At 69.0% G+C, this 23,676-nt stretch carries 18 protein-coding genes; 5 read left to right on the top strand and 13 right to left on the bottom strand.

Annotation, left to right across the window (positions count from 1 at the left end):
* Positions 1-84: 84 nt before the first annotated feature.
* Positions 85-549, top strand: coding sequence for an Lrp/AsnC family transcriptional regulator (locus ACWGSK_RS05745; protein ID WP_358513806.1), 465 nt, complete (start codon positions 85-87; stop codon positions 547-549).
* Here the strand turns inward: ACWGSK_RS05745 and ACWGSK_RS05740 are convergent.
* The 7 genes from ACWGSK_RS05740 to dxr all read right to left on the bottom strand — a co-directional run bounded on the left by ACWGSK_RS05740 (position 546) and on the right by dxr (position 9,854).
* The gene (locus ACWGSK_RS05740) at positions 546-1,331 is read right to left on the bottom strand and encodes a sporulation protein (protein WP_452455301.1); all 786 of its coding nucleotides are present in this window, start codon (positions 1,329-1,331) and stop codon (positions 546-548) included. The genes ACWGSK_RS05745 and ACWGSK_RS05740 overlap by 4 nt on opposite strands.
* A gap of 157 nt (positions 1,332-1,488) precedes the next feature.
* Complete coding sequence (locus tag ACWGSK_RS05735) at positions 1,489-3,198, bottom strand: flavin monoamine oxidase family protein (protein ID WP_452455300.1); 1,710 nt, start codon at positions 3,196-3,198, stop codon at positions 1,489-1,491.
* 46 nt (positions 3,199-3,244) lie between these two features.
* Positions 3,245-4,039, bottom strand: coding sequence for a carbon-nitrogen hydrolase family protein (locus tag ACWGSK_RS05730; RefSeq protein ID WP_358513800.1), 795 nt, complete (start codon positions 4,037-4,039; stop codon positions 3,245-3,247).
* Positions 4,040-4,175: 136 nt separating this feature from the next.
* Positions 4,176-5,636, bottom strand: coding sequence for an amino acid permease (locus ACWGSK_RS05725; protein ID WP_358513798.1), 1,461 nt, complete (start codon positions 5,634-5,636; stop codon positions 4,176-4,178).
* A 275-nt stretch (positions 5,637-5,911) separates the two neighbouring features.
* The gene (ispG, locus tag ACWGSK_RS05720; protein ID WP_358513796.1) at positions 5,912-7,063 is read right to left on the bottom strand and encodes a flavodoxin-dependent (E)-4-hydroxy-3-methylbut-2-enyl-diphosphate synthase; all 1,152 of its coding nucleotides are present in this window, start codon (positions 7,061-7,063) and stop codon (positions 5,912-5,914) included.
* Positions 7,064-7,265: 202 nt separating this feature from the next.
* On the bottom strand, positions 7,266-8,624 hold the full coding sequence (locus ACWGSK_RS05715) for a M50 family metallopeptidase (RefSeq protein WP_358513794.1): 1,359 nt from the start codon (positions 8,622-8,624) through the stop codon (positions 7,266-7,268).
* Between the two features lie 27 nt (positions 8,625-8,651).
* Positions 8,652-9,854, bottom strand: coding sequence for a 1-deoxy-D-xylulose-5-phosphate reductoisomerase (dxr, locus tag ACWGSK_RS05710; protein ID WP_452455364.1), 1,203 nt, complete (start codon positions 9,852-9,854; stop codon positions 8,652-8,654).
* A 275-nt stretch (positions 9,855-10,129) separates the two neighbouring features.
* Between dxr and ACWGSK_RS05705 the strand changes: the two genes are divergently transcribed.
* Positions 10,130-11,764: a CocE/NonD family hydrolase gene (locus ACWGSK_RS05705; RefSeq protein ID WP_452455299.1), complete on the top strand. Its 1,635-nt coding sequence runs from the start codon at positions 10,130-10,132 to the stop codon at positions 11,762-11,764.
* 129 nt (positions 11,765-11,893) lie between these two features.
* Positions 11,894-12,922, top strand: coding sequence for a trypsin-like serine peptidase (locus ACWGSK_RS05700; RefSeq protein WP_358513790.1), 1,029 nt, complete (start codon positions 11,894-11,896; stop codon positions 12,920-12,922).
* Between the two features lie 71 nt (positions 12,923-12,993).
* Here the strand turns inward: ACWGSK_RS05700 and ACWGSK_RS05695 are convergent, their stop codons facing one another.
* Positions 12,994-14,418, bottom strand: a complete 1,425-nt coding sequence (locus ACWGSK_RS05695) for an aldehyde dehydrogenase family protein (protein ID WP_452455298.1) — start codon at positions 14,416-14,418, stop codon at positions 12,994-12,996.
* A gap of 220 nt (positions 14,419-14,638) precedes the next feature.
* On the opposite strand from ACWGSK_RS05695, the gene ACWGSK_RS05690 reads away from it, so the two are divergent.
* Positions 14,639-16,423, top strand: coding sequence for a hypothetical protein (locus tag ACWGSK_RS05690; protein ID WP_452455363.1), 1,785 nt, complete (start codon positions 14,639-14,641; stop codon positions 16,421-16,423).
* 5 nt (positions 16,424-16,428) lie between these two features.
* Here the strand turns inward: ACWGSK_RS05690 and ACWGSK_RS05685 are convergent, their stop codons facing one another.
* Positions 16,429-17,025, bottom strand: a complete 597-nt coding sequence (locus ACWGSK_RS05685) for an HD domain-containing protein (protein WP_452455297.1) — start codon at positions 17,023-17,025, stop codon at positions 16,429-16,431.
* 27 nt (positions 17,026-17,052) lie between these two features.
* Between ACWGSK_RS05685 and ACWGSK_RS05680 the strand changes: the two genes are divergently transcribed.
* A complete protein-coding gene (locus ACWGSK_RS05680) occupies positions 17,053-17,937 on the top strand; it encodes a 3-methyladenine DNA glycosylase (protein ID WP_358513832.1) in 885 nt (294 codons plus the stop codon).
* Here ACWGSK_RS05680 and ACWGSK_RS05675 read toward each other — a convergent pair.
* The 4 genes from ACWGSK_RS05675 to ACWGSK_RS05660 form a co-directional block, all read right to left on the bottom strand.
* A complete protein-coding gene (locus tag ACWGSK_RS05675; protein ID WP_358513784.1) occupies positions 17,923-18,330 on the bottom strand; it encodes an SdpI family protein in 408 nt (135 codons plus the stop codon). The two genes, ACWGSK_RS05680 and ACWGSK_RS05675, sit on opposite strands and share 15 nt — an antisense overlap.
* Before the next feature lie 25 nt (positions 18,331-18,355).
* Positions 18,356-18,766: a thiol-disulfide oxidoreductase DCC family protein gene (locus ACWGSK_RS05670; RefSeq protein WP_358513782.1), complete on the bottom strand. Its 411-nt coding sequence runs from the start codon at positions 18,764-18,766 to the stop codon at positions 18,356-18,358.
* 24 nt (positions 18,767-18,790) lie between these two features.
* Positions 18,791-20,512: a serine hydrolase domain-containing protein gene (locus ACWGSK_RS05665; protein WP_452455296.1), complete on the bottom strand. Its 1,722-nt coding sequence runs from the start codon at positions 20,510-20,512 to the stop codon at positions 18,791-18,793.
* Positions 20,513-21,520: 1,008 nt separating this feature from the next.
* Positions 21,521-22,888 (bottom strand): DUF222 domain-containing protein, encoded by a 1,368-nt coding sequence (locus ACWGSK_RS05660; protein ID WP_452455295.1) that lies wholly within the window; start codon positions 22,886-22,888, stop codon positions 21,521-21,523.
* Positions 22,889-23,676: the final 788 nt, after the last annotated feature.

The following is a 23,676-nucleotide window of genomic DNA, read 5'->3' as shown; positions in this document are numbered from 1 at the left end:
CAATGGGAAGCGACACGGACCCCACCCTGGCATGCCGACGGTAAGATGTGCCCTGGTCGTTTCAGATGGTGACAAAGGGGCGCAATGCGGCTTGATCGTGTCGATGAGCGGATCATCGCGATACTCGGCGCGGACGCACGGATGAGCTTCGCCGAGATCGGCGGAGAGGTCGGTCTCAGCCCCTCCGCCGTCAAGCGCCGGGTGGATCGGCTGGTCGAGTCGGGCGCCGTGCGCGGCTTCACCGTCGTGGTCGAACCTAAGGCGATCGGGTGGACCACCGAGGCGTTCATCGAGCTGTACTGCCGCGCCCGCACCTCCCCCACCGAGATCCGCAAGGGTCTGACGGGCTACGCCGAGATCACCTCGGCGTGCACCGTCACCGGCGACGCCGACGCCCTGGTCCAGGTCCGCGCCCGCGACACCCACCACTTGGAAGAGGTCATCGAGCGCATCGGCGCCGAACCCTTCGTGGTGCGCACCAAGAGCACCCTGGTGCTGTCCCGCCTGGTCGACCAGCCCATCCTCGCCGGTACCGCCGATCAGACCTAGAAGAGGCCTCTACGGCCCGCCAGGGAGTCGATCCACTGGTTCAGGTGCCCCGACCAGTCACGACCGGCGCCCTCGTGGTGGCTCACGCTGAAGCGGTGGTAGGTGTCGCGGCCCTCGGAGAAGAGCAGTCCCGGCTTCTTGTCCAGTTCCAGCACCACGTCGATGCCGTGCTCGTCGGTGACCAGGGACAGTTCCAGTTCGTTCAGGCCCCGGTAGCGACGGGGAGAGCGGAACTCGATCTCCTGGTAGAAGGGCAGTCGCTGCCGGGTCCTGGCCAGGCGGCCGCGCTCCAGGTCGGCGTGCTTGAACGTGAACCCGAGGGAGAACAGCGAGTCCAGGATCGCGGCCTGCGCGGGAAGGGGCTGCACGGCCACCGGGTCCAGGTCCCCGGGATCGACCGCCTTGGCCACGTGCAGACGAGTGTTCACGCCGAGGTTCATGTCCCGCAGATGACGACCGCGGTGGGTCGTGATGGGGGTCTCCCAGGGCACGAAGAGCTCGAAGGGCACCTCGAAGCGCTGCCCCGGCACCAGGGCCACGCCCTCGCCCAGACGCACTCGGTGGAACTCCATGGCGCTGTCGACCTCGTGGTCGCCCACCTCGGTCTCGACCCGGGCCTGGAGGCCGATCGTGAGCTGCTCCACCTTCTGCTCGACGTCACCGCCCGCGATGACGACGGTGCCCTGAAGAGAGCCGCCCGGAACGGTCACGGAGGAGTCCAGTGAGGTCTCCACCGAGGCCCCACCGAATCCGATACCGGCGAGCAGACGTTTGATGACCATGGGCACTTCCTCATCTCGGTGGGCATGCGGCCGAGACATCGGGGGCTCCCGGCCGCCCGCAACCTATCGCAGGTGTTCCGGGAGCGGAAAAAGGGCCCCGGTCCGCGTTGTGGGGAACGCGGACCAGGGCCCTCCTTCCGTCGGATGGACGCGTGGATCAGTCCTCGGGCAGGGCGACGGGGGCCAGCTCGTCGAACAGGTCACCCGGGCCCGGGTTGGTGGGGTCGGCGGTGCCGCCGAGGTGGTGCATCACGCCCCACACGGCGTTCAGGGCGGTCTGAACGGCGCCCTCGGCCCAACCGGCGGTCCAGGAGATGTCGTCCCCGGCCAGGAACAGGCCGCGGTGGCGCTCCTCCAGGTCGTCCTGACGGAAGTGGGTGAACAGACGTCGCTGGTACCGGTAGTGACCGGGCAGGTTCGCCTTGAACGCGCCCATGAAGTAGGGCTCGTCCTCCCAGGAGATCGTGACGGGGTCTCCGGTGACGTGCGAACGGATGTCCACGCCCGGGTAGATCTTGCCCAACGAGGCCAGCATGACCTCCAGTCGCTCGTTGGCCGACAGCGGCAGCCACTTGAGCGAGTCGTCGCACCAGGTGTACGAGAGGCAGATCGCGGCGGGGCCCTCGGGGTCCGCGCCCTCCAGCAGGTAGGTGCCGCGGGTCATCCGGTCGGTGAGCGTCATGCTCATGACGTCCCGGCCGGTCTCGGGGTCCTTGTCCCGCCAGAAGGCGCGGTCCACCGGCACGAACAGCTTCGAGGACTCCATGTAATGGGTCCGTTCGAGGGCGTTCCAGTGGTCGATGGGCAGCAGGTCCTCGTCACAGTCGACCTTGGACAGCAGCGCCCAGGACTGCGCGGTGAAGACCGCCGCCGGGTAGGTGCGGGTGGAACCGGAGGCGTCGGTGACGGTGACGTTGCCGCCGGGGCGTCCCTTGACGGCCGTGCGACGCAGCGCCGTGACCGCCGGGAGCGGGCCGGACTCGTGCAGCGAGGCCAGGGAGGTGCCCGTCGCCCAGTGCACGAGCTTGTCCGGAGTGTCCTCCCACAGGCGTCGCGGCAGTCGGTCGACCCCGCCGACGATGCTCATGTGGTCGTCGTCCGCACCGGTGTAGGTGACCCGCAGGATCTCCAGGATGGAGTTCGGGAAGTCGGTGTCCCAGCCGCCGGTACCGAAGCCCACCTGGCCGAAGATCTCCCGCATGCGGAACGAGGAGAAGCCCGGGGCCTGACACAGGAAACCGTAGAAGGTCTGGTCGTCCAGCTTCTCGACGAGCCGGTTCCAGATCTCCTTCTGGACGGCGACGTCGCGCTCACGGATCGCCTTCTGCATGCGGCTGTGGTCGACGCTCTCCAGGGTCCGGTCCCAGGCCCGGGCGACCTCGCGGTAGACCTCGGGCAGGTCGTCCAGATCGGTGGCGTAGTGCGTCCTGCCCTTGAGGTCCACGACGGTGCTCGGGGTGGCCGGCGTGAGCGGGTTCGGGAAGGCGGTGGTGTCCAGACCCACGCGGTTCACGTAGTGCCAGAACGCGGTGGAGGACGGCGGGAACCGCATGGCGCCCATCTCGGCCACCACGTCCTCGGGAGCGCCGGGCAGGCGTTCGGTGCGCAGACGACCACCGATCCGGTCGGCCTCGTAGACCACCGGTTTCAAGCCCATCTTCATGAGCTCGTAGGCGGTGACGATGCCGGACAGCCCACCGCCGATCACGGCGACCTCGGTGCCATGGTGTTCCGCGGGCACCTGGCCCAGCCCGGCCGGGTGGTCCAGGTAGGAGTCGTAGGCGAACGGGAAGTCGGGCCCGCACATGTTCAGGGGCCGCTCACCCTGCGGGGCGGCACCGGCGGACGTGGGCACGGCGGACGTCATGAAGGCCCTCCTTCACTGGGGCTGGGGTGGTGACGCGGTGGTGGGTTCAGCGGCCGTACAGGTCGATACGGCGATCACGCAGGTAGAACGGCTCGGTGCGCGCGGCCTCGACGGCGGTCGGGTCGACGTCGCCGACCAGCAGTTCCTCGGTGGGGCCGGCGCGCGACAGCTCGACGCCGTCCGGGCCGACCAGGGTGCTCAGCCCGACGTAGTCGAGCTCGCCCTCGGCGTCGCAACGGTTCACGTAGGCGAGATGGATCTGGTTCTCCATGGCCCGGGCCGGCACCAGGAGGGTGGCGACCGAGGTGGTGGGCGCCATCAGGGCGGTCGGCACGATCAGCAGGGTCGTACCGGCCGCCGCGTGGGCCCGCACGATCTCGGGGAACTCCACGTCGTAACAGACGATGAACCCGAGCCGGTGGCCGTCGAGGTCGGCCTGGACGACGAGTTCCTCGCCAGGGTCGAACAGGTTCCGGTCCAGGTCACCGAACAGGTGCGTCTTGCGGTAGAGCGCGCGGGAGACCCCGTCGGAGTCCACGAGCCGCACCGCGTTGTACACCCGACCGTCGGCGAGTTCGGCGAAACCGTAGACCACGGCCACCCCGGAGTCGCCGGCGATCCGGGCCACCGCCTCGAAGAGCGGGCCGTCGGCGGGTTCGGCCAGTTCCCGGACCCTGGCACCGATGTTGTAACCGGTCAGGGACATCTCCGGGGTCACCAAGAGGTCCGCGCCCCGCGCCGCGGCGGCACGGGCGCTCTCCTGGAGCCGGCGGAGGGCGGAGTCGGTGTCGCCGCTGCGTCCGGTGCCCTGGTCGAGGGCGACCCGCAGTGGGTTCGGCATCGTCCGTCCTCCCTGGTGGATCGTCTTCGGACCGCGTCCACTCTAGGCGCGACAAGGCGTCGGATCCGTGCGCCGAAACGACGTTCCGTTGCGAGTTATGCCGTTTCGACGACGGATCGATGCGCGAACGGGCCGGTCAAGCGTTGACTTCGACCGTGTCCTCCCGCTCCAGCTCCGAGCGACGCATGCTGTAGCCGAAGTAGATCGCCAGCCCCAGCGCCAACCAGACGCCGAAGGCGATCCATACGCTCAGCGACATGCTGAACATGAGGTAGGCGCAGGCCAGGACACCCAGGACCGGGGTCACCGGAGCGCCGGGCATCCGGAAGGCACGCTTGAGGTCGGGGCGGTTCCGGCGCAGCACCAGGACGGCCACGTTGACCAGGGCGAAGGCGAACAGCGTGCCGATGGCGGTCGCGTCGGCGAGCGGACCCAGCGGGACGAGCGCCGCCAGCAGCGCGATGAGCACCGAGGTGATGACGGTGTTGGCGCGCGGGGTGCCCTTGGCGTCGACCTTGGAGAAGGCCTTGGGGATCAGGCCGTCGCGCGACATCGCGTAGAGGATGCGGGTCTGGCTGTACAGGACCACCAGCACGACGCTGGCCAGGGCCAGGACGGCGCCGGCGGCGAAGATGACCGCCCAGATCGGGGTGCCGGTGACGACGGTGAGGATGCCGGCGAGGGAGGTCCGCCCCTCGACGAACTCGGTCCAGTTGATGGCACCCACGGCGCTGAACGCCACCAGGCAGTAGATCGCGGTGACCACGATCATCGAGAACATGATGGCGCGAGGCAGGTCGCGCTGCGGGTTCTTGGCCTCCTCGCTGGCGGTGGAGGCGGAGTCGAAGCCGATGTAGGAGAAGAACAGGGTGGCGCCCGCGGCGGAGACTCCCGCCATGCCCATGGGCATGAAGGGGGCGAAGTTGCCGTCCTGGACCGCGGTGACGGCGATGGCCACGAACATGACCAGCACGGCCACCTTGACGGCGACCATGACGGCGTTGGCGCGGGTACTCTCCCTGACCCCGACCAGCAGGGCGAACATCGACAGCAGCACCACGATGGCGGCGGGCAGGTTGATCAGCCCGCCTTCGAGGGGGCCGACCAGGAACGCCTCGGGCATCGACAGCCCGGTGGTCAGCTGAAGCAGTTCGTCGATGTACTGCCCCCAGCCGACGCCGACGGCGGCCACCGAGACCCCGTAGGTGAGCATGAGGCACCAGCCGCACACCCAGGCCATGAACTCGCCCATCGTGGCGTAGGAGTACGAGTAGGCGGAGCCGGACGCGGGGATCATCCCGGCCATCTCCGCGTAGGCCAGGGCGGAGAAGAGCGCGGTGACGCCGGCCAGGACGAACGAGAGGATGACGGCGGGACCGGCGATCGGGACGGCCTCACCGAGGACGACGAAGATGCCGGTGCCCAGAGTGGCGCCGATGCCGATCATGGACAGCTGCCAAAAGCCCATCGTGCGGCGCAGCCCGTGCCCGCTCTCGGTCTCGGCCACCAACTTCTCGACCGGCTTGCGCCTGGACAGGCGTCGACCAAGCGTGGGCACGCCCGCGCCCACCCGCGCGGGTGTCTTCTGCTCCACCACGAATTGTCTCCTCGCTGATCAGTGGGATCGGCACGGTGGGGGTCTCCCGAAATGTGCCCTAGGCAACGTTAATGGTGTTGCCTGAGTAACATGACCCACATTCATTGCGTTTGTCGGGTTTTCGCAGGGCATTCATGCGCACCGGGACAAGAAAACGCACCGCCACGTGACGCACGACACACGGTCTGACGCCCCCGACCCCGAGCACGCGAAAGGGGGAGCACGGTGTTCGACCGCGCTCCCCCTTTCGCGAAGCACTCGGGGAGAAGGTGGCGTCAGCCCACGGACACGCTGGGCTCACCCTCCACGCCGGCCTCGCCCATCTCCTCGGCGATGCGCAGGGCCTCCTCGATGAGGGTCTCCACGATCTTGGACTCGGGGACGGTCTTGATGACCTCGCCCTTGACGAAGATCTGGCCCTTGCCATTGCCGGAGGCCACACCCAGGTCGGCGTCGCGCGCCTCACCCGGACCATTGACGACGCAGCCCATGACGGCCACGCGCAGCGGCACCTCCATGCCCTCCAGGCCCGCGGTGACCTCTTCGGCCAGCGTGTACACGTCCACCTGGGCGCGACCACAGCTCGGGCAGGAGACGATCTCCAGACCGCGCTCACGCAGACCCAACGACTCCAGGATCTGGTTGCCGACCTTGACCTCCTCGGCCGGCGGCGCGGACAAGGAGACGCGGATGGTGTCGCCGATGCCCTCCGAGAGGAGCGCGCCGAAGGCCACCGAGGACTTGATCGTGCCCTGGAAGGCCGGACCGGCCTCGGTGACGCCCAGGTGCAGCGGGTAGTCGCAGGCCTGCGACAGCAGACGGTAGGCGTTGACCATCACGACCGGGTCGTTGTGCTTGACCGAGATCTTGATGTCGCGGAAACCGTGCTCCTCGAACAGGGAGCACTCCCACAGTGCCGACTCCACCAGGGCCTCGGGGGTGGCCTTGCCGTACTTGGCCAGCAGGCGCTTGTCGAGCGAACCGGCGTTGACGCCGATGCGGATCGGGGTGCCCGCGTCGTTCGCGGCCTTGGCGATCTCGGCGACCTTGTCGTCGAACTTCTTGATGTTGCCCGGGTTGACGCGTACCGCCGCGCAGCCCGCGTCGATGGCCGCGAACACGTACTTGGGCTGGAAGTGGATGTCCGCGATCACCGGGATCTGCGACTTCTTGGCGATGATCGGCAGCGCGTCGGCGTCGTCGTTGGTGGGCACGGCCACACGGACGATCTGGCAACCCGAGGCGGTGAGCTCGGCGATCTGCTGCAGGGTCGCGTTGATGTCGGAGGTGCGGGTGGTCGTCATCGACTGCACGGACACCGGAGCGTCCCCGCCCACGGGGACGTTCCCGACCATGATCTGCCGTGTCTCGCGGCGCGTGGCCAGAGGACGCGGAGGGGTGACGGGGATACCGAGATCGACGGTCACGCTTGATTCACCTCGTCTGCCACCGGAAAGGGACGGCGGCAATTGATGTCGCGGTTCGTGAGAAGGGCGCGGCGGCGCCCGGATCCACGTTCGGGTGCTCCGTCCGGTCGGCCAGGGCCGTTGCCGTCGTTCCCGGAACGCTCGTCCAAGGTTACCCGCCCCGGAGCCGGTGCTCGGCCTCTCGTGGTGGCACTCACACCGTTCAACCGAACAGCATGACCGGATTGACCAGATCCGCCACGAGCAGGATCACGCTGAACACCAGGAAACACACCACCACGACATAGGCCACCGGGGTGAGCAGCGCGATGTCCACCGGGCCCGGGTCGGGCCGCTTGAACAGACGCGCCGTCCACCTCTTGATGGACTCCCAGAGCGCCCCGGCCATGTGCCCGCCGTCCAGCGGCAGGATCGGCACCATGTTGAAGGCGAACAGGAAGAAGTTGACGCCGGCCAGGATGCTGATCATCATCGCCGCGGTGTCCACCAGGGGCAGACCCTGCGACATGATCTCGCCGCCGATGCGGGAGATACCGACGATGCCCACGGGAGAGTCCTCGGTGCGCTGCTCGCCCAGGAAGGCCGCGCCGAACACCTCGGGAACCTTGCTCGGCAGCGCCACGATGGCCTGACCGACGCCGACCAGCATCTCGCCGACCTCACCGGCGGACTCGGCCACGGTGAGCGTGCCGCGTTCCTTGGCGAAGTGGATGCCCAGGAAGCCGACGGTCTCCACGGCCGGGATCCGACGGCCGCTCTCGTCGTAGACGTTGTCGCCGTCCTCGTCGGTCTCGTAGACGATCTCACCGGCCTGGTCGCGGGCGGGCAGCTCGCTCTGGACGATGTCCACCTCGGTGGTGAGCTCTTCGCCGTCGCGTTCGATGCCGAACTCGGTGGGGCCGTCCGACACCCGGATCTCACGGCTGGCCGAAGCCCAGTCGGGGGTGTCGGTACCGCCCACGGACACCACGACGTCACCCGGCAGCAGCCCGGCCTCGTGGGCGGGGGTGGCCGGCAGGTCGTCGGTGCACTCGGTGATGGAGGCGCTCTGTGGGACCACGCACTCGTTGACGACACCGACCTCGTTGGTGTCCTGGTACACACCGATGCCCATGAAGAGCACGCCGAGCAGCACCGTTCCCAGCACCAGGTTCATGCCCGGGCCGGCGAACATGACGATCAGCCGCTTCCACGGGGAACGCTGGTAGAACTGACGGTCCTCGTCCTCGGGGGACAACTCCACGTAGGAGGCCTCGCGGGCGTCCTCGGCCAGGGCCCGCCAGCGCGACATCTTACGGGCGCCCTGGTCCTCGGTACGGCGGGCGGGCGGGAGCATCCCGACCATCCGCACGAACCCGCCCAGTGGCACCGCCTTGATGCCGTACTCGGTCTCGCCCTTGCGGGTGGACCACAGGGTCTTTCCGAACCCGACCATGAACTCGGTGCACTTGATGCCGAACATCTTGGCCGTGGCCATGTGGCCGAGCTCATGCCAGGCGATCGAGAACAGCAGTCCCAGGACGAGCAGGATGATGCCGACCACGGTCAACAGCACGACCATGTATCTCTCCTCAAGCCAGGTCGGTCCTCAGCCGCGGGCGAGCAGTTCGCGAGCGCGGGTTCGGGCCCAGGTGTCTGCGGCGTAGACGTCGTCCAGGGTCAGGGGCGTGGAACCCGGCCGATCCGTCCGCTGGTGTTCCGAGACTACCCGGGACACGGTGTCCATGATCGCCGGGAACGCGAGGTTCCCACGCAGGAACGCGTCGACCGCCTCCTCGTTGGCCGCGTTGTACACCGCCGGGGCGGTGCCGCCGGCTACACCGACTTCGGCCGCGATGCGCACCGCGGGGAAGGCCTCGTGGTCGAGCGGCTCGAAGGTCCAGCTCTGCGCCTTGGTCCAGTCCATGCCGGGGGCGGCGTCCGGGACGCGTTCCGGGGCGCTCATGCCGTATGCGATGGGGATCATCATGCTGGGCGGGCTGGCCTTGGCCAGGGTCGTGCCGTCCACGTACTCGACCATCGAGTGCACGATCGACTGCGGGTGGACGACCACGTCGATGCGATCGAAGGGAACGTCGAACAGCAGGTTGGCCTCGATCACCTCCAGCCCCTTGTTGACCAGGGTGGCGGAGTTGACGGTGATGACCGGTCCCATGCTCCAGGTGGGGTGGTTCAACGCCTGTTCGGGCGTGACGTTCGCCAGTTCCTCGGCCCGGCGGCCGCGGAAGGGCCCGCCACTGGCCGTGACGACCAGGCGCCGCACCTCCGAGAGCTCGGCGCGGACCAGACCCTGGGCGGGGCTGGTGAGCTCGCCCTCTGGTCGGTACGGGAAGCACTGGGCGAGGGCGTAGTGCTCGGAGTCGACCGGGACGATCTGGCCGGGTGCGGCCAGGTCGCGCACCAGCGGACCGCCGATGATGAGGGACTCCTTGTTGGCCAAGGCCAGGGTGGCGCCGGCGCGCAGCGCGGCGAGCGTGGACTCCAGCCCCAGGGCCCCGGTGATGCCGTTGAGGACGACGTCGCAGGGGTTCCCGGCCAGCGCGGCCACGCCCTCACCACCGGTCAGCACCTGGGCGGAGGAGCCCTGTTCGGTCAACAGGCGGGTGAGCTCGGCCGCTCGGGACTCATCGGCCACGGCCACTCGTTCGACGCCGAGCCGCACGGCCTGCTTGGCGAGCAGGTCCACCCTCCCACCGCCGGCGGCCAGACCCACCACGCGGAAACGTTCGGGGTTGCGCTGGACGATGTCGATGGCCTGGGTACCGATGGAACCGGTGGACCCGAGGATCACTACTGTTCGCTGCTGTTCTTCTCGCACCCCTCCATTGTCGCCCAATTCTCGGATCGGCGTCGGGGGCCTGTGGACAACGCGGAAACGTCGGGGAGACGGCCGGGGCTTTACACGGGAACGTCGTTCGCCTAACTTAACCGGTGAGTAAGTTACGCCACAGTAGAAAGTGACGCCGAGCACGGTCGGGCACGACCGAACACGCACCCCGACCCTCCCCCGATGGCGCCGGCGCGACCCATCGGAGCCTCCCCGCCCCTCCCCCTTCGAGGTTTCGAATGACCCCCACCCCCAGAGGCGCCCTGAGCGGCGCGCTCCCCCGGATCCTGTCCATCCTCGTGGCGTCAGTCCTGGCCGCCGCGCTCCTCTCCCCCGCCCCCGCCGCCGCGCAGAGCGTCGGCTCCACGATCGGCTACGAGACCATCGTCAGCCACGACGGCACCGAGCTGAAGGCCAAGGTGATCACCCCCACCGGCGTGGAGGGCCCGCACCCGCTGCTGGTCATGCCGTCCGCCTGGGGCACCCCGCACCTCCTCTACGTGGGCGCCGCCAAGAAGCTGGCCGAGGAGTCCGGCTACCAGGTCGTCACCTACAGCTCGCGCGGCTTCTGGGACTCCGGCGGCGGCATCGAGGTCGCCGGCCCCGAGGACCGGGCCGACGCCAGTGCCGTCATCGACTGGGCCCTGGCCAACACCGACTCCGACGCCGACCGCATCGGCATGGCCGGCATCTCCTACGGCGCGGGCATCAGCCTGCTGACCGCCGCCGAGGACGAGCGGGTCAAGGTCGTCGGTTCCATGAGCGGCTGGGCCGACCTGGAGGCCTCCCTCTACCCGAACGAGACCATCGACGTACAGTCCGCCGAACTACTGCTCCTCGCCGGCAACCTGGTCGGGCGTCCCGGTGAACTACTCCGGGAGGTCGAGCACGAGTACCGCGGCGGCAACGTCGACCCCATCCTGGAGATGGCCCCGGACCGTTCCGCGAGCACCAAGGTGGATCGGCTCAACGCCAACGGAACCGCCGTGATGATCGCGCACGGTTGGAACGACGGCATGTTCCCCGTCGGGCACATGGCCGACTTCTACGAGGAGCTCTCCGGCCCCAAGCGCATGATGCTCACCCCCGGCGACCACGCCACCGCCGAGGCGTTCGGCGCGTTCGGCCTGCCCAACGAGGTCTGGGAGGACCTGGGACGCTGGTTCGACCACCACCTCAAGGGCGAGGACAACGGCATCGACACCGAGCAGCCCGTGCTCGTCAAGCCCAACAACGGAAGCGAGTGGTCCTCGCACGCCGACTGGCCGTCGGTGACCACCGACACCGATGAGTACTACCTCGGCGAGCCCAGCAAGGACTGGCTGCGCTGGCAGAGCACCGGGGCGATGGAGGCGGAGCCGCAGACCGGTTGGGACTACGACTTCCGGACCGGGGTCGGCAGCACCGCCGAGAGCGGCACCGTGCTGCTCTCCGGCGCGCTCCAGCAGTTCTTCGACGTTCCCACCGGGGTCCTGCTGCCCACCGTGGACCGGTACCGGGCGGCCGTGTGGACCAGCCCCACCTATCCCGACGGCGCACGCGTGGCCGGCACCCCCGAGGTGACGTTCACGGTCACTCCGACCGCCGCCGACCAGTCGGTGTTCGTGTACCTGTACGCGATCAACGACCGGGGCACCGGCTCGCTGCTGAGCCACGCGCCCTACACGTTGCGCGACGCCACCCCGGGTGAGCCCGTGACGGTGGAGACCGAGCTGTCCTCGGTGGTGTGGGACGTTCCGGCCGGGCATCGACTGGCGGTCGTGGTGGACAGCCGCGACGCCCGTTACACCGCGGAGAGCCGGACCGGGAACAGGGTCGAGGTGACCTCTCCCGAGGAGACGCCCACTCAGGTGAGCATCCCCTTCACCCGATAAGGCGGGACCGTTTCCGAATCGGCGGCCCGGACGCCCTCCGCCGAGGGCGTCCGGGCCTTCTTCCCGAAAAACCGAGGACACAAACCCAAAGTAGCCATTCGATAACCGCGAGTGTGCAAAGATCGGGCCATGACCTCGTCCACCAAATACAAGGTCATCGCCCCGCTGGCCGCCGCCACCGTCGCCCTCGCGGGCTTGGCGATGATCGACAATCTTCCCGCACCCACGTCGGCCGTCACCCAGGCCGGCCACTCGCCCACCACCCGAGTGGACGGGGTGGCCCACCAGGCCGGCGCGGTCACCCAGGACCAGCACGCCGAGATCCTCGACTACTGGACCGACGAGCGCATGGCCGCCGCGCGACCCATCACCGCCCTGGTCGACTCCGCCCTGGAGATCACCGAGCCCACGCTCCAGGCCCCCACCGACGACGCCGTGGAACCGCAGGCCGCCCGGCCCGACAGCGAGGGCGAGACCTGGAACGACGGCGGACTCGTCACCCGCACCACCGGCAAGGTGTACCTGACCATGGACGGGCGCGACTTCACCTGTTCGGCCTCCGTCGTGGACTCCGCCAACGAGAGCACCCTGGTGACCGCCGGTCACTGCGCCAAGGACGGAAAGGGCGCCTGGGCCCGCAACTGGACCTTCGTGCCCGGTCACGACGACGGTGACGCCCCCCACGGCAAGTTCACCGCCCGCGACCTGATCGTCTCCCCCAAGTGGGCGAAGGAGGCGGACGACAGCTACGACTTCGCGATGGTCGTGCTCAACGAGGCCGACTCCACCACCGTTCAGGAGCGGGTCGGGTCCCAGCGGCTCTCCTTCGACACCTGGACCGAGGATCGGGTGAACCAGGGCGTGCAGGTGTACACGTTCGGCTACCCGTCCGCCTCACCCTTCGACGGCAAGAACCTGCACTACTGTTCGGGCCGGACGGTCCCGGACACCGGTGGTACCACCGCCAACGGGGTCCGCTGCTCCATGACCCAGGGGTCCAGCGGAGGACCGTGGTTCGCCGACTTCGACCCGTCCACCGGGCAGGGGAACATCGCCTCGGTGGTGAGCTTCAAGTACGCCGACGACCGCACCATCCAGTACGGGCCACGGCTGGGCTCCGAGGCCCGGCACCTGTACGAGCGGGCCTCGGGACTGTAGACCTCCCTCACCCACGGCCGGTGACCGCCACTCCTGCTCCGCGGTCACCGGCCACTCGCGTGCGCGGACCCCTACAGGTCGATGCCGGTGAGGACCAGGACACGCTCGTCGGTGAGGTCGGTCATCGCCGAACGCACGCCCTCCTTGCCCACACCGGAGCCCTTGACCCCGCCGTAGGGCATCTGGTCGGCGCGGAAGGTCGGGACGTCGCCGACCACCACGCCGCCGACCTCCAGCTCCCGGTGGGCCCGGAAGGCGGTGGGCAGGTCCCGGGTGAACACGCCGGCCTGGAGCCCGAAGGCACTGTCGTTGACCGCGGCGAAGGCGGCGTCGGTGTCGGCGACCCGCTGGATCACCAGGACCGGACCGAAGATCTCCTCGCGCACCACCTTGGCGTCGGCGGGGGCGTCGGCCAGGACGGTGGGCGCCACGGTCACGCCGTCGCGGGTACCGCCGGTGAGCACGCGCGCCCCCGCGGACACCGCCTCCTCCACCCAGGCGGCCACGCGTTCGGCGGCGGGCTCGTCGACCATCGGGCCCACGTCGGTCTTGTCATCGGCGGGATCGCCGGTACCGAGTTCCTCGACCCGGTCGACCAGAAGCCGCACGAACTCGTCGTGCACGGTGTCGGTGACCACGACCCGCTGCACACCGATGCACACCTGGCCGGCCTGGTTGTTACCGAACAGGGCCACGCGTCGGGCCGCCCAGTCCAGGTCGGCGTCGTCCAGCACGACCGCGGCGGCGTTGCCCCCGAGTTCCAGGGTGACGTGCTTGTGCGGGGCGCGGCGCTGGATCTCCCAGCCGAAGGCGCCGCCGGTGAAGGAGACAACGGGCAGACGCTCGTCGGTGATGAGCGCGGCCGCGGACTCGTTCGGCATGGGCAGTACGGACACCATGCCGGCGGGCAACTCGGTCTCGGCGATGATCTCGCCGAGCAACAGCGCGGTGATGGGGGTGGCCGGCGCGGGCTTGAGGATGATGGGCGCGCCCACCGCGATCGCGGGCGCGATCTTGTGCGCGACCAGGTTGATCGGGAAGTTGAACGGGGAGATGCCCAGGACCGGACCCTTGGGCACGCGGCGGATCAGGGCCATGCGGCCGGTACCACCGGCGTCGGTGTCCAGTCGCTGGAGATCCCCACTGTCCCGACGGGCCTCCTCGGCGGCCCAGCGGAAGACGGACGCGGCGCGCCCGGCCTCCACCCTGGACCACTTGATCGGCTTGCCGCTCTCGGCGGTGATCACCTGGGCGATCTCCTCGGAGCGCTCACCGATGCGCCGGGCGATGTGGTCCAGGGCGGTGGCCTTGACGTGCGCGGGCAGCGCGGCGGCGCGCGAGGCGACCGTGTGCGCGGCGGCCACGGCCTCCTGCACCTGCTCCGGGGTGGGCACGGACACGGTGCCCGCGGCCTCGCCGGTGTAGGGGTTGAGGACGGTCATCTCGGTGTCGCCGGTGGCCGCGGTGCCGGCGAGCCAGAACGGGTGCGTGGTCATGTCCGCGACGCTAGACCCCGGGAACGGAATCGCGCTTGTCCACCCTTGCCAAAGCCGGTCTCCGAGTTGGCCACACTGGAGCACACGATCACGTACGGTTCTTACGCTGACCGGCTGGCGCGGGAGCGGTCCTTGATACACAGTGGTGGGAGAGGGCCCTGCCAGCGTGTTCGGACAGGCCCTCGGGTCCACCGCCGTCGACGGGAACCCGGGAGTGCCATTGCCGCTCGTCTACCGCACGCTCGTCGCCGTCCCGGACGACGACGGGGATCTCGCCGCCGTCGCCTCGACGGTTCTCTCACGGTGGTTGAGCAAACGCGGGAACTCCGGAGCGCGCGTGGACTTCGGCTCCTCGGGTCGCTACGACCTCAGCAATCGGTCCCGGGCCTTGATCGCCCGGCACGACAACACCGACGAGGGCCTCACCTTCCTACGGCTGACCACCGAGTCCGACAAACCCGACGGGGTGTGGCGCACCCTGGTCACCGTGGTGGTCGACCCCGAACTCTCCCCCTGGCGTTACCTGTGGCTGGACATGACCGTCGACCCCGCGCCCGGTATCTCCCCGGAGGTCACCCGCCTGGAGGTGATGCCCCCCGAGGCCGCGCGCATGCTGTTGGAGGCGGTCAACGCCCATGACGGCGCCCACGCGCTGCCGCCCGCCCCCCGGATCGTGCGGGGGCGCGACGACACCGACGTGGCCGCCCTGCTCTCGGCCATCCGTGATCCGCTCAGACGCCTGGCGATCGTCGCCACCGGCGCCCCCGGGGACGTGACCGTGGCCGCCTGGCGTGGTTCCATGGCCGGTGCCCTGTCCCGCTGCACCGGCATGTGCGCCGGATACGTGCTGGACGCCGCGGCGCTGGATCGCATGGCCGCGATCCTCCCCCGTGACCTGGACATACCCGCCGGCGGTGTACGCACGTTCCTGCCTTCGGTGGAGCCCCGGGACGAGGCGGACTCCTCACGGCACCCCCGGATGAGCCCTTCCACCCTGGACACGGCGCGGGACGGCGAACGCCTGCGCAACTGGGTCGGCGCCGCCCTGTCCCGGCGGGTGCGCGACAACGCCGTGGCCCTGGGACTACCCGAAGCGCTCAGGGCGATCGACACCCTCCTGCGCGAGGAGACCGATGACCTGCGCCGAGACCCCACCTCACTCGCTCCCGCACCGACCAACGGACCGGAGCACGCCATCGCACACAGGTCGGAACAGGACTCGGCGACCACCGCGGAGCTGGCCGCCGCCAAGGCCCAGGAACAGCAACTCCAACGGCTTCGGGAGGAGGTACGCCGGCTCAACACACGCATCGGGGATCTGTCGGAGGAACGCCGGCAACTACTCGACGAGAGCGCGGACCTGGCCGAGGAGCTGAACACCGCGAGGGAGGGCACCCGGTCCGCCCGTTACGAGGCGCGTTGGCTGCGCGAACGCGCCCGCGAGGAGGGTCTGTTCCGCTTGGCCGCCACCCCCGCCCCGAACGACCCCGAACGGCGACCGCCCACGAGCGTGGCCGAGCTGTTGGAGCGCATCACCGACGACGTCGTGCTGCCACACCTGTTCTTCACCCTGGAGGACCAGACGGTGTACGAACTGGCCGACAGCCGCAAGGAGGCCCTGTGGGTGACCCGGGCCTGGGAAGCGCTGCTCGCGCTCAACGACTACGCCCGCTACCAGTTCGACAACCCCGGCAGCGGGCTCGGGTTCCACTCCTACCTGCGTGATCCCCCGGACGGCTACCGGGTGATCCCGGTCAAACGGCTGGCGTCACAGGAATCGGACTACGTGCGCAACCGCGGCAAACTCAACGAGAAGCGGTTCTTCCGGGTGCCGCACGAGGTGGACCCGACCGGGCGGGTACCGATGTACGCGCACATCAAGCTGGACATCGAATACGGCATCTGCCCGCGGCTGTACTTCTTCCCCGACCTGGGACCGGAGACCAGCAACCGCGTGTACGTGGGATACCTGGGCCGGCACCTTCCGGTGCAACAGTCCAACTAGTCCGGCTAGAGCGTGCGGTGACCGAACCTGGCGGAGAGCTCCACGAGGTCGGGCTCCCCATAGCTCTCCACGAGTGCCTTGAAGCGGACCTCCTTGTCCGCGCCGAAGCGGCGGACCTTGGCCGCGTAGCTCTCCACGGAGTGGAAGACCGGCGGTCGCGTCTTGCTGTGGAACTTGTCCGCGTACATCACCAGCTCCTCCTCCGGGGTCTCGGCGAGGTAGTCGGCGACCGGGATCGGCAACCCCTGGGACCGCACGTCGTCGGCGGTGACCCCCACACCGGTGTGGTGGGAGCAGAACCGGCACAGCGTCTCGGGCAGCCCCTCGGCGGCGAGGAGTTCGTGGCCGAGCACACCGTGGCTCACGTAACGGTCGTGGGCGATGCGACCCGAAGCGTTGACCAGGCGGTAGACACCGATGTCGTGCAACAGGCAGCCCGCCCGGACCAGGTCGACGTCGACCTTCGCGGGCGCGCGGGCGAGGAGCTGTTCGGCGACCGCGCACACCACCTGGCAGTGCGTGTACACGCGCTCGAAGGCCTCGGCGTTGGGCGCGTACCTCTCGTGGAGGGACCGGATCTGTTCGTCGGTGGGGATCTGCACACCGGGGACCATACCCTGGGAGCCGTGATGGGGACGATGACCGGGACCACCAGGACCATGTTGGCCGAGACCGACCAGCGTGAACGCGCCGAACGGCACGCCGAGCGCGTCGACGCGCTCACCGCCGACCACCTGAGGCGACGCCGCGAGGGCGAACCGCACCCGGTCGAGGACTTCCTGTTCACCTACTACAACCTCAAGCCGGCGCGGCTGCGGCGCTGGCACCCCGGGGTGGGCACGGCCCTGGCCGGGGAGGGCGCGCGCGAGCGACTGTCGGAGCGCTTCTACACCGAACTCGACGGTGGCGGGGTGGGCCTGGACGTGCCCGCGTTCCTGGCGGCCCGACCCGTGCTCGACTTCGTGGAGCGATTGCTGTCGGCGGTGGCCTCGCGTCCGGCGCACCTTGGCTGCTTCGGTCTGCACGAGTGGGCGATGGTGTACCGAACGTCGGAGGTTCGCCACGACCGGGTTCCACTGCGGTTGGGGAACGAGGGCACCGACCGGGTGGTGGAGTCGCACCGGATCCAGTGCTCGCACTTCGACGCGTTCCGGTTCTTCACCGAGCCCGCGCGTCCGCGCAACACCCTTTCGCCCACCCGAGAGACCCAGGTGGACCTGGACCAGCCGGGTTGCCTGCACGCCAACATGGACCTGTACAAGTGGGCGTACAAGCTCACGCCGGCGGTGCCGTCCGAGCTGATCGTGGACTGCTTCGAGCTGTCCAGGGAGATCCGCACACTGGACATGCGTGCCTCCCCCTACGACCTGCGGGAGTGGGGGTATGAGCCCGTGCGAATCGAGACGGCCGAGGGCAAGGCCGCGTACATGGAGCACCAGCGCGACTTCGCCGAACGCGGCGCGGTGCTGCGCGAGCGGCTGCTGACGGTGTGCCGGAGGCTACGGGCGGCCTGAGGCTTCGCGGGCCAAGCGTTCGCGGGCGACCTTGTGCCCACGCCAGGACCCCACCACCAGCAGCACCATACCCACGGTCGTGGGCGCCAGGATCGCGACGATCTGGGCGTTGGGGTCGGAGAGGAACGGGGTGACGATCGCTGCGGGCAGGAAGGCGATCCCGCCCAGGATCGACCAACGGGCGCAAGCCTCGTGCACCGCGTACCAGGCGGTGTCACTCGACCGGGTGAACCTGGTGCGGACCCCGAAGAAGTCGTTGGGCTTGATCTTGCGCTGCGCGCCGTAGACCCCCATCAGCACCAACGCCACCGTGCCGCCCAGCATGGACAGCACCACCAGGATGAGCGGGCCGAGGGGGATGGTCTCTTCGGCGGCCTGGGCCAACGAGGTCAACGCGGGGCCTCTTTCCTACTGGGGGTCAACCATCACGTGGGGGCGGAAGGGCACAGGTGTCACCGCCACCGGGCAGACGGTACCGGTTGGCCGCGATCACCCGGTAGGCGGCCCGGGTGAGCACCCGCATCCCGGGCAGGGCCATCAGCCGGCCCAGTTCCCGGAAGGGGAATCGGCCGAACTGAAGGGTCTCGGCGACGGCGTCACCGCCGGCCAGCAGGCCCCGGTCCGAACGGACCAGCCAGGCCTGTTCGTCGGCCTGCTCCGGGGTGAGCCCGAAGGCCTTGAGATCGGTCTCCTGCCAGGCCGCGAAAGCGGTGCGGGTTCGGACACGCTCCCGCGCGAACGAGACGGACCGCTGGCAGAAACCACAGTCACGGTCGTAGAGGAAAAGCCCGGCCGAGGGGATGCGGTGTGATTTCCGTGAATGTCCCATGTCTCCCTCCTACCCTCCGAAGGTTCACTGTCGGGCGAAGAGGAGGGCGTAGACCATCAGCGAGAGCAGGGTCAGGGAGAACAACACCGAGAACACGAACACCGTGACGTGCAGCCACCGGAATCGCCCCGCCTCCGTCGGGACCCGCCGCCAGTGCCACACCCCGACCGTGACCGCGGTGGCGACCATGCCCGCGGCGACGGCGGACAGTTCGGTGGGCAGATCCGTCCACACACCGCCGCGCTGGGTGTAGACCCACCAGGCCACGGCGCCCAGGCTCAGCGAGACGATTCGCAGGCGGTCCAGCGGACGCTGGGTGAGCAAGGTGCGGCGGCGGATCATCAGGGCGAGCAACAGCACCGGGGGAAGCAACAGCGGGAGCAGGGTCAACGCCATGTTCATCCCGGTGTTCGGAGGGGCCGACAGCACCTCCTCGGGTTCGTCACCCAGCAACCCCAGGGACAGCGGCCCCTCCTGCAGCGTGAAGCTGTTGCCCATGAGGACGACGGCGCGCTCGTCGTCGAACAGGACCGTGGTGGAGGAACCGTAGACCTTCCCGCTGTGGAAGGTGACCTCACCATGCTCGGGGGTGTCCAGGACGTGCCAACCCAGCCCCATGGACAGTTCGGTGTCGCCGCCCGCCTCCGTCGCGGGCTCCTCCTCCGACGGCGTCCCACCGATCCGGACATCCTCCAGCACCACGTCGGCGGCGTCCGCGCCCGGAGCGCTGCCGTCGGCGACCCCGGCGACCAGAGTGACCAGGTCGGAAACCGTGCTCCAGGTGGAGATCCCGGCGGGCGCGTACTCGGTGTTGGTCCACGGAGCGACCCGCACGCCCGGCTCGTAGTACGACAACGCTCCACCTTCGGGGCGTTCCGCGGTGACCTCGGTGTCGTCCATGCCCATGGGATCGAGGACGCGCTCGCGTACCAGGTCCGGGTAGTCGTCACCCGCTTCCGCCGCCAGCGCGTGCCCGAGGGTCGCGAAGCCGTGGTTGGAGTAGACGTATTGGTCCTTGGGCCCGGCCCGGGTGTGCGAGAGCCCGTCCACCGGCGAGGTGGCTCCCTCGTACGGGCTGATCAGGAGCATGGAGCGGAAGGTGACCGCCGCGGCCTCCCCGTCCGGGGTCGCCCGCAGCCCCGAGTGGTGGGTGGCCAGTTCCTGCAGGGTGATGTCGGCGACCTCGGGATCATCGAAGTCGACCTCGGGGAAGACCTCCGCGAGAGTGCGGTCCAGGGAGGTCTCTCCCCGCTCCACCATGTCCGCGAGCAACATCCCGGTGATCACCTTCATCACCGAGCCGGTCTCGAACGGCGTGTCCGGACCGACCGGCGCGGTGCCGTCGGAGCTCCCCGCGGCGGCCCATTCCACCGAATCCGGGTCGTCGAGGTCGAACCGGGCCACGGACAGCCCCTGAACCTCGACCATTCGGTCGCCCAATACCCGCTCCACGTCTGCCGCCAGCGGCGCGTCCCCGGCCACCCCTGTAGCGGGCGTGGACCGGGCCGGCGCGAACAGCCCGGCCAGCACCGCGACCACCACGCCGACCCCGAGCGCGACCAGCCAGACCCGCCCCGGTGCGGCGGAAGAGCGCTGCCGACGGGCGGCTTTGGAGGAGCGGGCGGGATGTGGGGTGGAAGACAGGTCCGAGGATCGGCCGGCGGACGCGTCGGAAGACGGGTCGGAAGACGAGCAGGAGGACGAGCCGGAAGGTCCCGGGGGTGTGGAGGGATCGCTGGAAGCCATACCCTCCAGCCTCGCAAAAGGTGACCCGGAGATGCAGTCACCGCTGTCAGCGATCCGCTATGAGGTTCTCCCCGCATTGGTGATGACACCTGTCATAGGCCTCACCATCCAGGAAAGAAGTCGTCCACCAACCGGAACTCCACTCTGGGGTGGTGAGGGTAGGTGGGTGGGTGTGGGGTGGCGGGGGGTGGCGGGTGGGGGGTGGGGCGCCTCGGCTAGAGAACCTGCCGGTGGCCTGGCGGGGTGGGGTGGGTTGGTGGGGCGCCTCGGGTCGTGATCCTGCTGGTGGCCTGGCGGGGTGGGGTGGGTTCTCCCTCCTTCCCCGCCGCGTGATTGTTGCCGCCCGCACCGCACGCGTCAAGGCGATGTCGGGTTCTGTGACGCTGTGGTTGGTGGCCTTGACCCGTACGGCACGGGCGGCGGTTTGGCGGCTATCGGGGAAGGGGGGAGAGTGGTTGGGGTGCCAACGGCCCCGGGCTTCGCCCGCTCCGGCCGCAAGCGGCCGGATCCCTTCCCCTCCCTCTGGTGTCCTCGTGGAGCGCGTCGCCACTACGTGACGGGTCCGGTCACGAAGGGCCCGCTACAGGTCGGGTGAGTGGTGGGGCGCGTCCCCGCGGTAGCCGGCACCGGCGCCCCTTTGGCGATGATCTTGCTCGTAGCGCCATGTTGGGCGCCCAACATGGCGCTATGGACAAGATCATCATGGTGGAGAGACAACACGGGGTTGGTGGTGCCGGTGGGCCGATACCTGTGCTGGGGGTGGCACCGGTAGGGCGGGTGGCCGCAGTAGGGGCCGATCTCGCCAGGAGTGCTGCCGACACCCCCAACGGGAGCCACTCCGGTCCCGGAATGTGGCTCTGGGCGGGGGGTTCGCGGTGTTTCTGCCCCTGGGCATGCTGATATCCCCACAGGGCACGGGCCCTTGGGGTCTGACACCCAACCGGGGGTGATGTCGTCGGGGTGGTGTTCCACCTGGCGGAAACGGGCGGTGGAAGCGGATGGTGGTGGTCAGGGGGCGGTGGCTGGGGCTGGCTCCCCCTCACCATCCCCGGACCCGCTTTCCTTTCCCGCTTCTTGGCGGTTCTGGGCGTGGTGGTGTTCCCAGATCTGCCGGTTCACCTTGGCCTGCAACCGGTGCTTAAGCCGGTTATGGGTCGAGCACAACACCTGCATGTTGTCCGCGCTCGTGACCCCGCCGTGGGAGAAGGGGACGATGTGGTCGTACTGCGACCAGCTACGCGGCATGTCGCAGCCTTCGTGCCACTCGCAGTAGGGCTTCTTGAACCCCGCCGCCTGGCGCACCGGGTCCGGGGCGCACCGCTGCTTGCGCCCCACATCCAACAGAGTCCGACCCTGGGCGTCGGTCACGAACCGGCGCAACCAACTGTCGGGGGTCAACCGGGCCACCATCTGATCGGGCAACACCACACCATCCTCCGTGACGGCCGGCTCAGCCATCCCATCACCCAGGAACCGCTTCAGCGGCACGGTGATGTTGAGGGTCGCCAGAGGTTGGCGGCTCAGGCTGGAGCAACCCCGGTGGCCCAGAGCGGTCTCGAAGATCCGCATCATCGCGTCATAGACCCGCTGATGCTTCGGCATCGCCGCGTTCTCCGGCCCATACGGCTCGGTGTAAGCCTCCAGGGCGGCCTGGATCAGCTCGTTATCGGCCCCCGGCCCCCACATCCGCAGCAAAAACCCGGACTCGAACGTGGGCGAGAACTGCGCACCCCGGTTCTCGAACGTTTCGTCATAGTCCCGGTCGGCCTTATCCGGGTCCAGGCGGGCGACGAACCATTTCGCCGCGTCCCGCAACTGGCGCACCGAAGCCTGCGGGCACTCGGCCTTGAAACCGATCAGCCCGTATTCCAACCGGGCCCGAAACCCCTCCACCGAAGGGCGCTGGGCACGGAATTCCTCATCCGCTGTTTCGAGGACCTTCGCCCACTCGGTGGTGGCCTTTTCGGTGGAGGTCGCGATGGCGCACGCTTCACCCAACGACAGGGCCTCGTTCTGGAAGGCTTCTTCCACCAGGGGCAACTGCTGCTTGTACAACGCCCGGGCGAGGGTGGCAAGGCTCTTGGCCTCGGCCGGAGAGGTCCCCCACTGGTGGGTGATCCACGCCTGGATACTGCGCTGGCCGCCCTCTTCCAACAGGGCACCGGTGGCCTCCATACGGGCCAGGGCGGGCAACATCCCATAGCGGATCCGGTCTGTTTCCTGATTGAGGCGGCCGAACTGTGCGAGCACATCGCCCTCGCACCCGAACGGGATATCCCGGCCGGAGAATTCCACCGCCATCTCCCGCGCACCCGCCATCGCCTTATCGACCGGGGTGTTCCCGGTCGGGCGCGGCGCGTGGGGAGGAAAGCTCATACTCTGATTATATGCGAACACCCACGATAACGACAGGCCTCCCTGCGAGTTTATTAGTCGAATTCTGGAGCTGGCATTCCTGCTATGCGAGAGCCTCTGTTTCGGGTTGCCCGAACCCCCTTTTCCTTATGGCCGGATCCGCCCATCGCGGAGACACTCCTGGCGAATTCGAGGGAAGGGGCTCTGAAGAGAAACGATCTTGTCCGTAGCGCCATGTTGGGCGCCCAACATGGCGCTACGAGCAAGATCATCGCTGAGAAGACCAGAGCCGGCTACCGCGGGGACGCGCCCCGCCCCGTGCCTCACCTGTAGCGGGTACTTCGTGACCGGACCCGTCACGTAGTGGCGACGCGGCCCACGAGGACACCAGAGGGAGGGGAAGGAATCCGGCCGGCTACGGCCGGAGTGGGCCGCAGGCCCACAGGGCCGTTGGGACCTCAACCACTCTCCCCCCTTCCCCGATAGCCGCCAAACCGCCGCCCGTGCCGTACGGGTCAAGGCCACCCACCACGCTGATGCGCAACTCAACATTGCCTTGACGCGTGCGGTGCGGGCGGCAACAATCACGCGGCGGGGAAGGAGGGAGAACCCACCCGAGCAACGCCAGGCCACTGGCAGGTTCTCTAGCCGAGGCGCCCCACCAACCCACCCCACCCCGCCCAACCACCCCAAAGAGCCAGAAACCCTAGGCGCCCCACCAATCCACCCGAGCACCCCACCAACCCCAAGAACCAAAAACCTGAGGCACCCCACGCCCCATCCCCACCACACCCACCCACCCCCGGGCA

It is taken from the genome of Nocardiopsis sp. NPDC055551 (assembly GCF_053619415.1).
The sequence above is the reverse complement of the archived record's forward strand: the minus strand, read 5'-3'. Positions and strand labels throughout refer to the sequence as shown.

Excerpts from the sequence above, each read along its gene's own strand:
- ACWGSK_RS05745 (WP_358513806.1), top strand. The coding sequence starts at position 85 with ATGCGGCTTGATCGTGTCGATGAGCGGATCATCGCGATACTCGGCGCG.
- ACWGSK_RS05740 (WP_452455301.1), bottom strand. The coding sequence starts at position 1,331 with ATGGTCATCAAACGTCTGCTCGCCGGTATCGGATTCGGTGGGGCCTCG.
- ACWGSK_RS05735 (WP_452455300.1), bottom strand. The coding sequence starts at position 3,198 with ATGACGTCCGCCGTGCCCACGTCCGCCGGTGCCGCCCCGCAGGGTGAG.
- ACWGSK_RS05730 (WP_358513800.1), bottom strand. The coding sequence starts at position 4,039 with ATGCCGAACCCACTGCGGGTCGCCCTCGACCAGGGCACCGGACGCAGC.
- ACWGSK_RS05715 (WP_358513794.1), bottom strand. The coding sequence starts at position 8,624 with ATGGTCGTGCTGTTGACCGTGGTCGGCATCATCCTGCTCGTCCTGGGA.
- ACWGSK_RS05705 (WP_452455299.1), top strand. The coding sequence starts at position 10,130 with ATGACCCCCACCCCCAGAGGCGCCCTGAGCGGCGCGCTCCCCCGGATC.
- ACWGSK_RS05700 (WP_358513790.1), top strand. The coding sequence starts at position 11,894 with ATGACCTCGTCCACCAAATACAAGGTCATCGCCCCGCTGGCCGCCGCC.
- ACWGSK_RS05695 (WP_452455298.1), bottom strand. The coding sequence starts at position 14,418 with ATGACCACGCACCCGTTCTGGCTCGCCGGCACCGCGGCCACCGGCGAC.
- ACWGSK_RS05680 (WP_358513832.1), top strand. The coding sequence starts at position 17,053 with ATGGGGACGATGACCGGGACCACCAGGACCATGTTGGCCGAGACCGAC.
- ACWGSK_RS05670 (WP_358513782.1), bottom strand. The coding sequence starts at position 18,766 with ATGGGACATTCACGGAAATCACACCGCATCCCCTCGGCCGGGCTTTTC.
- ACWGSK_RS05665 (WP_452455296.1), bottom strand. The coding sequence starts at position 20,512 with ATGGCTTCCAGCGATCCCTCCACACCCCCGGGACCTTCCGGCTCGTCC.
- ACWGSK_RS05660 (WP_452455295.1), bottom strand. The coding sequence starts at position 22,888 with ATGAGCTTTCCTCCCCACGCGCCGCGCCCGACCGGGAACACCCCGGTC.